The 8,829-nt window shown below is 37.2% G+C and carries 10 protein-coding genes and 3 pseudogenes; 5 read left to right on the plus strand and 8 right to left on the minus strand.

Annotated elements, in window-relative coordinates; genetic code table 11:
* On the plus strand, positions 1 to 141 hold a 141-nt coding region (locus AC1DIV_RS29290), incomplete at its 5' end, for a multicopper oxidase domain-containing protein (protein WP_477577914.1).
* A 266-nt stretch (positions 142 to 407) separates the two neighbouring features.
* On the opposite strand, the gene AC1DIV_RS29295 is transcribed toward AC1DIV_RS29290, so the two are convergent.
* Both AC1DIV_RS29295 and AC1DIV_RS29300 read right to left on the minus strand, forming a co-directional pair.
* Positions 408 to 920, minus strand: coding sequence for a hypothetical protein (locus AC1DIV_RS29295; protein ID WP_063596909.1), 513 nt, complete (start codon positions 918 to 920; stop codon positions 408 to 410).
* A 428-nt stretch (positions 921 to 1,348) separates the two neighbouring features.
* Entirely contained in the window at positions 1,349 to 1,495 is a 147-nt protein-coding gene (locus AC1DIV_RS29300; protein ID WP_082196741.1) for a YqzL family protein, read from the minus strand.
* Between the two features lie 226 nt (positions 1,496 to 1,721).
* Between AC1DIV_RS29300 and AC1DIV_RS29305 the strand changes: the two genes are divergently transcribed.
* Both AC1DIV_RS29305 and AC1DIV_RS29310 read left to right on the plus strand, forming a co-directional pair.
* Complete coding sequence (locus AC1DIV_RS29305) at positions 1,722 to 2,402, plus strand: DUF421 domain-containing protein (RefSeq protein ID WP_336867024.1); 681 nt, start codon at positions 1,722 to 1,724, stop codon at positions 2,400 to 2,402.
* 141 nt (positions 2,403 to 2,543) lie between these two features.
* Positions 2,544 to 2,756, plus strand: a complete 213-nt coding sequence (locus AC1DIV_RS29310) for a hypothetical protein (protein ID WP_063596908.1) — start codon at positions 2,544 to 2,546, stop codon at positions 2,754 to 2,756.
* 871 nt (positions 2,757 to 3,627) lie between these two features.
* On the opposite strand, the gene AC1DIV_RS29315 is transcribed toward AC1DIV_RS29310, so the two are convergent.
* The 4 genes and pseudogenes from AC1DIV_RS29315 to AC1DIV_RS29330 form a co-directional block, all read right to left on the minus strand.
* The gene (locus AC1DIV_RS29315; RefSeq protein WP_048689409.1) at positions 3,628 to 3,966 is read right to left on the minus strand and encodes a spore coat protein; all 339 of its coding nucleotides are present in this window, start codon (positions 3,964 to 3,966) and stop codon (positions 3,628 to 3,630) included.
* 14 nt (positions 3,967 to 3,980) lie between these two features.
* On the minus strand, positions 3,981 to 4,247 hold the full coding sequence (locus AC1DIV_RS29320; RefSeq protein ID WP_063596907.1) for a hypothetical protein: 267 nt from the start codon (positions 4,245 to 4,247) through the stop codon (positions 3,981 to 3,983).
* 230 nt (positions 4,248 to 4,477) lie between these two features.
* On the minus strand, positions 4,478 to 4,627 hold the full coding sequence (locus tag AC1DIV_RS29325; RefSeq protein WP_199880631.1) for a hypothetical protein: 150 nt from the start codon (positions 4,625 to 4,627) through the stop codon (positions 4,478 to 4,480).
* Positions 4,628 to 4,721: 94 nt separating this feature from the next.
* Positions 4,722 to 4,805, minus strand: a pseudogene (locus tag AC1DIV_RS29330) (Tn3 family transposase); the annotation flags it as partial.
* A 323-nt stretch (positions 4,806 to 5,128) separates the two neighbouring features.
* Here AC1DIV_RS29330 and AC1DIV_RS29335 point away from each other — a divergent pair.
* Positions 5,129 to 5,215: pseudogene (locus AC1DIV_RS29335) on the plus strand (IS3 family transposase); the annotation flags it as partial.
* Between the two features lie 692 nt (positions 5,216 to 5,907).
* Here the strand turns inward: AC1DIV_RS29335 and AC1DIV_RS29340 are convergent.
* Positions 5,908 to 6,036, minus strand: a pseudogene (locus tag AC1DIV_RS29340) (ribonuclease); the annotation flags it as partial.
* Between the two features lie 750 nt (positions 6,037 to 6,786).
* Here AC1DIV_RS29340 and AC1DIV_RS29345 point away from each other — a divergent pair.
* Positions 6,787 to 7,080, plus strand: a complete 294-nt coding sequence (locus AC1DIV_RS29345; RefSeq protein WP_063596904.1) for a hypothetical protein — start codon at positions 6,787 to 6,789, stop codon at positions 7,078 to 7,080.
* Positions 7,081 to 7,226: 146 nt separating this feature from the next.
* Here AC1DIV_RS29345 and AC1DIV_RS29350 read toward each other — a convergent pair whose 3' ends face one another.
* The gene (locus AC1DIV_RS29350) at positions 7,227 to 8,552 is read right to left on the minus strand and encodes an IS1182 family transposase (RefSeq protein ID WP_477577913.1); all 1,326 of its coding nucleotides are present in this window, start codon (positions 8,550 to 8,552) and stop codon (positions 7,227 to 7,229) included.
* Positions 8,553 to 8,829 lie beyond the last annotated feature (277 nt).

Consider the following 8,829-nt stretch of genomic DNA (forward strand, 5'->3'; position numbering starts at 1 on the left):
GATACAGTAAATGCTAATCCTAACGAGGTAACTCGGATTATAATGACCTTTGGTCCTTATACAGGATTGTATGTATGGCATTGTCATATGTTGGAACACGAGGATTATGAAATGATGAGACCGTATATTGTTATCCGATAATAGTCTTTATCATTGATAATCCTTGAAAACGTTTTTTCTACATCTTATTTCACCTTTTTGATTTTCTTTAAGTATGGTTCTACTTTTACTGCCACTAATAGCTCCTTCTGTATTCACAGCTTCCATACCCCTAAATTTCTTCCTCGGTTATTACCTTACCTTTGTTTTCATCCGACCTGAGGACAAAATAAAAAAGGTGAATTTTACTTCTCGATAATCGCTGATTTGCGAGAAGTAAAATACCTTGGTAAGCCTATTTTTAAAAATTAATAAGGCAGGAAACCCTCTGTCCAACCCCGATATCCCCCAAAATTCTGATGCTGCAGTTGATGAAGAATATTCGATGTTAAAAAGACTCCAACAGGAGGCAATTGCTCGGTATAGGTATTACCACTAATAGGATATTCATTCAGACTTATATCAGTTGTAGCAATCCACGATCCATACTCACCTGCTTGTAGAGAGGGAGGCTTCATAAGAAAACGTCCTCGTAGAATAAAATGTCGAATTCTAATCTGGGGATCATCAAATATGGTTAAGTTGCCAGAGAATGTGGCATAAGGTGAATCAAATGTGATTTGTTTGGTGCTTTCATTCCAAAATCCATTAATCGGAATAGGTATACCACGAAAATTAACCGTACCAATTACCCTGTTATCTGTAATAGAGTTAATGATAAGTGTGCCCCAAATAATCGGTCTGCCAGCTATAGCAGCGTGGAAACCCCATACTGATGGGAATGGAAAACTAACCAAGGTAGTTACCTGAGAAGTTTCCAATGCTAAACTCTCCTTCATTAAAAGTTTATGTTCTGAGGAAAAAAGGATTAGATATGTTATTTACTCCCTTGTTTAAAGGAACAATCCCAGTATATGCACCACGAGCAGAATAATCCAATAAACAATGGAGAAGTATTACATAATTCCTCGCGTTTTTTAATTTCTTCAAGGATATGCTTATATAGGCGGTATACCTTACAATATGAATGGGCGTTTCGTATTTAACTGAAGAGTATACCCTCAGAGGCAGTAATTTGAGGTGGAATTTCAAAATGGAGAGATACTTCTTCAAGAGGTCTAACTGTCCATTTTATAACTCCCTGTTTTTTGGCTGAAGTTTTGGGAGGAGAACTTGGTTGAGATGAAGAAGCCTTCATGATTGACTACTGCTTTTTCAAAATCATCATTCTACGCTTATGTAAATTCGTTTAAGAAACAGGATAATTCACATTATTGGAACTTTCCACTGACGGTAAAATATTAATCATATGCTTTTCTTTCTCAAGTTCCTTTAGAAGTAAGTAAATGTCCACATTACCTGTTTCTTTAAAAACTCTCCAAGTGAATTCATACATTTTAATCCCGCCTATCAATGTGATGGTTATTTGATTATCTTTGGCTAGGATATCCGAAACTATTCTACGTAAAATGCTAGGAGCAGTTAATTAAACACTTGGCTTAGAATCATCATTTCTTCAATTGTATAAAGCTGTCCACTTTGCTAAGTATGTTTTCAAGTTTATGTGACAGAATAGTATTTGTATTTTTTATTAATAAGTACATAAAAATGAGGTTGAAAAAATGCTCACTTTTATTGGGAAGTTAATTCTGCTTTTTGGTCTAGTCATTTTGGCAATGCGCTGTATGGGAAAGACTGTATTGGCTCAGTTGACTCCGCCTGATCTTGCCGCCATTGTGTTTCTTGTCACGTTGTCCGTCAGTCCTATCAGAGCCAATGGAATTGGACAGACCATTGTGGGAATCATTACGATTGTCATCATGTATCTGTTGTTTTCTAAATTAAGTCTTTTTCGCAGGTTAAATCGAATGTTCATTGGCCACCCAAGCATTTTAATCAAACATGGGAAAATCTCCAAAAAAGACTTACGGAAAACTCGCTTTTCTCTTGTGGAGCTATTGTCAACCATTCGAGCTGCAGGATATCCGAACATAAGGGACATCGATTATGTGATTCTGGAACCGAATGGAGAACTTAGTATATTGCCTAACCAATCTGTTGTTAATTTAACGCCTAGACACTTAAATATTGAAACAGACTATCAAGGGCTGCCGATTGCCATGGTCGTCGAAGGGAAAATCCAGCATAAAAATTTAAAATTAATCCAAAAGGATGAAAAATGGCTTCAGGAAGAATTGACAAACCAAGGATTTCACCAAATCAATAACATCTTTTATGCGGCCGTCATGGATAAAGATCATTCTTTAATCGTTGACACAGGTACCGGTGATCAAAACGCGTAATTTATATACACCTATTTTCTACAGGAAGAGAAAAAAGTTGTTCAAATAAAACCATCATTTTTGGGGATTTTCCCGGTTATAAAAAGACTGAACTAGGTAAAGATATAAAAGTAATTCAACTAATAAAAAGGGGAGATCTTAATGGCACAAAAACAAATTGACGTAAACCAATTAAATCAAGCTAAAGCAAATGTGACCCTTACACAAAGTTTACTAACTCAAGCAATTGAGAAATCATCTTCAGACCCAACTTTAGCTCAAGAAGCAATCAAACAAGTTGCTAATGAGATTGCACAAGCTCAAACAGTAGTAAGCCAAGTGCAAAGTGCATTTTTATCCCAAAAATCTGAATAAAATACTTAATTCCCCTGTAACTTATAAAAGTTGCAGGGTTTTATTTCTTAAATTAGTAATTAAAGAAACCAATAATGTTAAGGGATTTTTAAACAAGCTGATAAACAGGTAACATGAATTAGCCACTTTATATGAGCTATGTGGGGCAGCTAACCCAACTTTCGGCCGTTTTTGGTTAAAACACACCAAAAACGGTATACTTATGATGTTTGGCAATGTTGAACTATATCTGTTTTTCTGAAACCTCCAATTTAGTGAGCTTTTCAAGCTTCAAAACCTAATGAGAAGTGGGTTCTTATATAGCTTACGGATAACCACGCCAAAGTCAGTTTTTAAGGCTGGAATTTTTATCTAAGAGTCCAATTGTTAGTTATCTAGTTATCTACCTAGATGTGGGGCTTTCACCATCCTTCGGTTGTTTAATTTGTACACTCTGTTCTATGGTGTCAATTTTAATATTATTTGCGAAGGATATAAATGAATAAAGACGTACAAGGATAAACCTTAGTACGTCTTTTTATCAATCTTCCATTTGATTCTGAGCTTTTATCGAAGAGCAACATCTTTCTTAATGATTTCAACAATTTGTGTATTTAGGGCTCCTTTTAGGTACCCAACCTCTTTTTTGTCCCATAATGACCGTTATGGTCCGAGCACGTAACAATTTTACCTTGTACTAATAGCTGATTACTTATTTATAATCTTTCGACCATAAACCGTTCAAACCCATTATAAAACACTCTTCAGGAAAGTTTTGGTAGTACATAACATAAACAAAGTATACTTTCTACAACGGTGAAAAAGGGTTAGTCGATGAAAAAAGGAATGAGTAAAAAGCTATGGACTGGTTAGCATAGCTTTTTGAGCGATCTTATTGCAATGGAGGATTATGCGGAAACTGGGACATGTACCCTGTAAACTGCTGTGCGGCCTGTTGAAGTTTTTGTGGTTGTTCCGCTTCAAGCGAGTACCATCCCTTTTGAAACATCAGATTATACAGTTCACGCTGCATATTCTTCGTTTCGTCGAAAATCGCGTGAATGTCCTGATATAGCGAAGCGTGGCTTGCCTCATTCATTGCAGTAGAATAAGATGCCGTCATGTACTTTTCATACGAAAGCATATCGTTTAGGAAGTCACGCTCATTCATCTCAGGTGTTTTTGGTACAGGTGTTTCTGGATTTTGAATCTTGTTTTGATTGTTATTCATTTCGTATGTCCCCCTTATTGATTCATCTGGTTTCCATTTTGCTCCAAATGCTGCAAAATGCGCTGATAATGTCTTTCGTGCATCATGCATGCCTTTTCAAGGGCCGCTACGATCTGTTGATTTTGGCACTGGCCTGCTGCAAAATGTGCCTTTTTGAATCCTAAAAGGTTCCACGAAAGCATGTCCTTTAAGTAATTAAAATCTTTCCCTGTGATTACTTGTGGCGGTTCTTGAAAGACCGGCTGCTGATTTTGAGATTGATTCGGTTGTTGCTGTTGCATGAACAGTTCCTCCTTATTCCTTGATTTACCACTTTAGATTTCCAACTTTATGAAAAAAATATACATACATTTGGTAATTTTTTAGATGGTAATATTCAAAATAAAAAGGAGGCCTAACAGTCACCAACCTTTGGAAGATTCAAATTTTAAAAATCGCCAAGTGAATATACTAGAAGAAACGATAATTAGCAAAATCATACATTCGGTGTTTACTACAAAATTCTCAATATTTATATAAGCTCATTTACATTATTGTAGTTGGTCTTGCTGTCCCATTTTGCCAAATTGTTGTTGCCCTTTCCCATTTGTTGTCCAGATTGTTGCTGCCCACCGGTCATTTGTTGTAATTGCTGTTGTGCTTGACTTACAGCTTGATTCATTTGAGTTAATGCTCGATTACTTTGAACGTATTGAGAAGCTTGATTTGGCATTAATAATTATGTTTAATGCACTGGCTCTTTGCAACTGGTGCTATAAGGTTCGTTCCTGAAGCTCTCCTTGTTTTCCAAAGAAAATAGCTCGTGAGAGCCCATTCATCGCTTCTCCTTTATTTAATCCTGATGTGGGATTGTGAAGAAATGTACTTATACTCCCTCAGAAAGATATGTATATTTCTTAAATGATCACTAATTCGCAGGATTTCATTACCCTTGGAATCCTAATATATGATTAATGAAAGGAAACCCAAAGGGCATACTAAGATTATATTTAAAGTGGGAGGATATAAATTTGAGTACAAAAGAGAATGCATTATCTATCTTCGCCTTAGGCGGCTTGAATGAAATCGGGAAAAATATGTATGCAATCGAATATTCAAACGATATCGTGATTATCGACTGTGGCATTAAGTTTCCAGGTGAAAGTTTATTAGGAATTGATTTGATTATATCCAGTTTTACAATAACGAACGTTACCAAGAAAAATTAAACGGCTTGAGCCCATTGGAATACAGGGTTCAAGCCGCTTAAAGTATTTTTATTATTTCCACTGTATACTTGACAGGGAGCTGTTCATCTTTTTTCAAAATGGATTCTTTTTATTTATGCTAATATGGGGCCTCAAGAGGACCTTTTGTCAATCTTTATTTCAAAGCTAAGGATCATTTATCAGTGCCCTTATATTCAACTTTTAGGAAATTTTCTACCTGATAATTATCCTCATGATTTATTGAATGGCCAAACTATCCGGCATCCTCAATTATTACTTCTCAATCGGTTCCTCCTTCTTCAAACGCTGTTCGCCAGCGATCAGAGGCTGAACCACTATTAGATTCCGTCACTTTTTCGCACGTTCATCCAAGGAATAGTGCTTCCTGTCGTCCGTTTCCCAAAAAGACTGAAGTCAGCCTTCTTGCTCAAGTTAATGAAGGGAACATACAAGAAGCTTTCGTTATTTTCAAACTTCCGGTTGCCTTTCTGGTAAAGAGATTCGTTAATCTTACAATAATTATACTTACAAAGTGAGCCCAAAAGGCTATGCAGCTTAACTTTTTAATGATAGCCATTCTGCCCATTTGCAGAACCTGATGTTTTATGGTTCCCCTTTTTACCCTTATGCTTTCCTTTCTTACTCATGAAAGAATTCCTCCCCAATACAAGATGTTATTTCTTGATTAGTGTTCGTTGAAGAGCTTTCAGGTATTACGGGAACTGAAGGAAGCTCATTCACATTTTGGATGATCTTCATTTATGAAGGCATTGATTTCTCCCACTATAATGATGATGAGCCCAGATAGATAAAACCAGTTCATTAACACAATGATGCCATCAAGACTGCCGTATGTAGCAGACTTAAAGAAAAATTCCTAAAGGATTTTGATATCATAAGTTTTAGGGGAATGACCAAGTGAATTTTTCGGAGAAGAATTTTTGTGGACAAGCTTAATGCAAATGAAATAGTTGTTGAACTCCCATGAAGAATGGGCTGGCGCCAACGACGAGAAAAGGATTAATCTCCCATGAGTGCTACCCCTATAGGGCGCGACAGTCGGTGGTACACGTAGTCGTTGGAGTCAGAGACTAACAGATGGGCTCTAAGGCACCATAGTTCAAAGACCTTCTTCGCAAGCCATTAAACATTATTGACCCGGAACCCCATTTTTATTCTCTGTGGTACAGCGCCGGTTTTCCGCTGCATGGATGGCTAACATGTGCGATACTTCAATAACGAAGCGTCGCTTTTTTTCTTATAGAGCTAAAGGGGCAGGTAAGTTTAAGAAGGAATTTCATATATAAAATAGTAAAAAAGGTTAGTTTTGAAAACGAGTAAAATACAGAAGGAGTAAGAAATTGATATGACAACCGGAAACAACAGGCAAAAAATCAATGAAATTGTGGCTCCTATTACTTCTTTTATTTATCTGTAAAATGTTTCTATTCTTATATCTTAATCAGTTTAAATACTTTATCGAATTTGGTTTACTGAAATTTAAGTCCATATCAAAACATTGCCAGCATCATCAAACCCCTAAAAGCAAATATTAGATGATGGAAGGGGAAAATTTTGCTTTCCAAATTTTATATAGAGGAAGTGTCTGAAAATGAATAACTGGATACCAGCGCTTTTGAATACAGGGAGAAGGCAAAACATGTTAAAGATGTTTAGCAGAAAAAGAAATAATAGAGGTATGATGTGGGCGTCTTTATTAGGTCTAGGAGTCAGTGCAGCTGTTTATGGATTAGGAAGAAATCAAAACAGAAATATGCTGCGTCCTGTTCAAAATGTAATGAATAATATTCGAACGCAAACAGCTGGCCGAATGCCAAACGCTGCTGCTATAACAGAGTTTTCAAAGGAATTAGTACCTGACAAAAATCCTTTAACAAACAAATGAATTTCTTCACATAAAAATGCCCACTTCAATGTGGGCATTTCAGTTTGTAGACAAAAGGGGTTCGGAATTAAAAAATTCCGAACCCCTTTTTGAGATTCCCTTTGAATTTTTGCCTGAAGTTAGGAGATTGGGGCTCTACGAGCCCACTATGTTAGGCCATTTTTGGACCTCGCCATGTCCAATTGGGCCTGCATCGACAATTTTTTAAGTCCCCTTAAAGTTGTCCAACGCATACCATGCTTTTCTTTTGCATCTGCGAATACACGCTCAATCGTTTCTTTACGTTTCGCATATATAGTTTTTACATCTTGATGATGACGCAGATGATCTGCTTCTTCCACATGTGTTTGCCAAATATGCCGTGTCACCACTTTTTGATGGTCTTTGCTTTCTGTACACTGAGATAAAAATGAGCATGTCGCACAAGTGTGTTTGGGTGATTTATACTCGCGATAGCCCTCTTTATTGGTTGTTGAGTACTCTAATAGCTCTCCCGAAGGACAAAGGTAACAATCAAAATGTTCATCGTATACATAGTCCTGTTTGCGGAAAAATCCTTCTTTGGTGCGAGGACGTGTATAAGGTAAAGCCGGTATGATTTCTTTGTTAAATAGGTAGCTTGTAATCGCTGGTGTTTTATAAGCTGCATCTGCGGCAACGGCTTCCGGTTTTCCAACTTTCTCAATCACTTGTTCAACTAGTGGCTCTAAGATCTGACTGTCATGTATATTTCCAGGTGTTACAATCGTTCCCAATACAAAACCGTTGCGGTCTGCGGCCGCATGGAATGAATAGGCAAACTGTTTTGTTCGTTCATCTTTCACATAGTAGCCACTCTCAGAATCCGTTGTACTTTCTTTAATCTCTTTGGTCTCTTCTTTATCAAATTTATCTGATGGAAAAGGCTTCTTTCCATGTTTTTCACGATCTTGATTGATTTCTTCTTGAAGACGCCCTTGATACGCTCGTGTTTCTTTACGAACGATTTTCTTTTCAAATTTCCTTTTATTCGCACTGGCTTTCACATGTGTGGAATCCACGAAAACGTGTTCAGCACTTATTAACTTTTTATTAGCAGCTGTCATTAAAATGCGATAGAAAATCTGTTCAAACAGGTCTGTATCTTTAAAGCGTCGCTCATAATTTTTCCCGAACGTAGAGAAATGAGGTACTTTATCATGGAAACCATAGCCTAAGAACCAACGGTAAGCCATATTGGTTTCAACTTCTTCAATCGTTTTACGCATGGAACGAATACCGAAGGTATATTGAATGAATGTCAGTTTAACTAAAATAACTGGATCAATACTTGGGCGTCCTACCTCTGAATACATCTCTTTCACCAAGTCATAAATGAAAGTGAAGTCAATGGCAGCCTCCATTTTACGAACCAAATGGTTCAGTGGCACCAGTTGATCTAACGTAATCATTTCAAGTTGATCTCGCTGAATAGAATCATGTTTAGAAAGCATCCTCATCACCTCAAGTTTTAATACTTCTATTTTAAAACAAAAATGACTCCAGGCAAAAGTGTTTATCTAAAAGGTAAGACAAAGTTGATTGGAACGGAAGGTACGAGACTCCTGCGGGAAAAGCGCGTCTAGGGGAGACCCCGCAGGCGAAAGCCGAGGAGGCTCCCCGACCGCCCGCGGAAAGCGAGTGCCTGGAGTGGAAAATCAACGGCCAAATTGTACAACTCATAAAAAATAGACAAACTCGATTTTCATCGAGTTTGTCTACAGTCTGAAA

This window comes from Peribacillus sp. 05N428 (assembly GCF_056397085.1).

Coding starts and splice junctions, on each gene's coding strand:
- AC1DIV_RS29300 (WP_082196741.1), bottom strand. CDS start 1,495: ATGTATGAATTCACTTGGAGAGTTTTTAAAGAAACAGGTAATGTGGAC.
- AC1DIV_RS29305 (WP_336867024.1), top strand. CDS start 1,722: ATGCTCACTTTTATTGGGAAGTTAATTCTGCTTTTTGGTCTAGTCATT.
- AC1DIV_RS29310 (WP_063596908.1), top strand. CDS start 2,544: ATGGCACAAAAACAAATTGACGTAAACCAATTAAATCAAGCTAAAGCA.
- AC1DIV_RS29315 (WP_048689409.1), bottom strand. CDS start 3,966: ATGAATAACAATCAAAACAAGATTCAAAATCCAGAAACACCTGTACCA.
- AC1DIV_RS29320 (WP_063596907.1), bottom strand. CDS start 4,247: ATGCAACAGCAACAACCGAATCAATCTCAAAATCAGCAGCCGGTCTTT.
- AC1DIV_RS29325 (WP_199880631.1), bottom strand. CDS start 4,627: ATGAATCAAGCTGTAAGTCAAGCACAACAGCAATTACAACAAATGACC.
- AC1DIV_RS29345 (WP_063596904.1), top strand. CDS start 6,787: ATGAATAACTGGATACCAGCGCTTTTGAATACAGGGAGAAGGCAAAAC.
- AC1DIV_RS29350 (WP_477577913.1), bottom strand. CDS start 8,552: ATGCTTTCTAAACATGATTCTATTCAGCGAGATCAACTTGAAATGATT.